The 1,321-nt window shown below is 40.0% G+C and carries 1 protein-coding gene; it reads left to right on the top strand.

The annotated features are described in order from the left end of the window. Nucleotides 1-1,287 (top strand): c-type cytochrome (locus tag GB932_RS21815; protein WP_156758898.1); only part of this gene is annotated, 1,287 nt, incomplete at its 5' end. Between the last annotated feature and the right edge of the window lie 34 nt (nt 1,288-1,321).

Raw genomic sequence — 1,321 nt, 5'->3', positions numbered from 1 at the left:
TTTTACGGGCAAGACGGCGATCCTAAAAACGGAGAGAAACTTTTCAAAGCGAATTGTACTGCATGTCACGCGCTGGACAAACAAGTTGTAGGACCACCTCTAAAAGGGGTTGTAGAACGTGTAAAGACAGAAGGTGGTGTAGACAAAGATTGGCTTCACAAGTGGATCAAAGACAACAAAGCTCTAAGAGCTTCTGGGGATAAATACGCCAATGAGATTTTTGAAAAGTTTAACAAGACTGAAATGCAGGTCTTTCCAAATCTTACAGATAAGGATATTGACGACATTTTAGCTTTCACAACTAACCCTCCTGCTCCGGAGGAGAAAAAACCGGAAGCAACTCCTGCAACTGACGCTACTGCGGCAGCTCCTGCAGACAAAACTACAACAAACGTTGTCATCATTTCACTTTTAGCGATCGCAGGTTTACTGGTTTGGATCTTGGTTAAGCTAAGACAATTGGTAAAACTAGGTCAGTCTGAAGATTTAGCTGGACTTAATGAAACAAGAGTTCGTTCTTTCAGTGAAATGTATGAGAAGTTCCACTTCATTGGTAAAGGTTTATTGGCAATCCTTGCTATTTTAGCCGCTTACGGAGTATGGAACTGGTTAATGTGGATTGGGGTTTACAAAGGGTACAAACCTGAGCAACCTATCTACTTCTCTCACAAAATTCACGCCGGAGAACAGAAAATTGACTGTCAGTTATGTCACTCTAGTGCTAAATACGGAAAAGTATCTGAGATTCCTTCTATGAACGTTTGTATGAACTGTCACAGAACGATTTCTGAATACAACGCAGATCACTACATGGAGCCTGGAAAAGACAAGGCATTCTATGACGGTGAAATCCAGAAGATCTACGCTGCAACAGGTTGGGATCCTGCAAAACAACAGTACACAGGAAAAACACAGCCGGTTGAATGGACAAGAATCCACAACATGCCAGACTTCGTTTACTTCAACCACTCACAGCACGTAATTGCTGGGGAACAGGCGATCATCAATTCTTTCAACAAAAAGAATCCTAACAACAAAATTGATGTTGTATGTAAAGCTTGTCACGGTAAAATTGATACAATGAATGTTGTTCAGATGGCAAACGACTTTACTATGGGATGGTGTATCGAGTGCCACAGAACGACTGAAGTTGATATGAACAACGGTTATAATAAAGAGTACTTCAAAAATCTACATGACAAGTTGAAAAAACAATATCCTCAAGATGGAGGTAAGATCACTGTAGATGCAATTGGAGGTCTTGAGTGTGGTAAATGTCATTATTAATAACTAAAAAATTAGAAGTATAAATGGCTTCAAA

Origin of the sequence: Microbacterium karelineae, from assembly GCF_009745985.1 — a bacterium.
GTDB classification, from domain to species: domain Bacteria; phylum Actinomycetota; class Actinomycetes; order Actinomycetales; family Microbacteriaceae; genus Microbacterium; species Microbacterium karelineae.
Note: the sequence above shows the minus strand (reverse complement) of the source record. Positions and strands in the feature narration are given on the sequence as shown.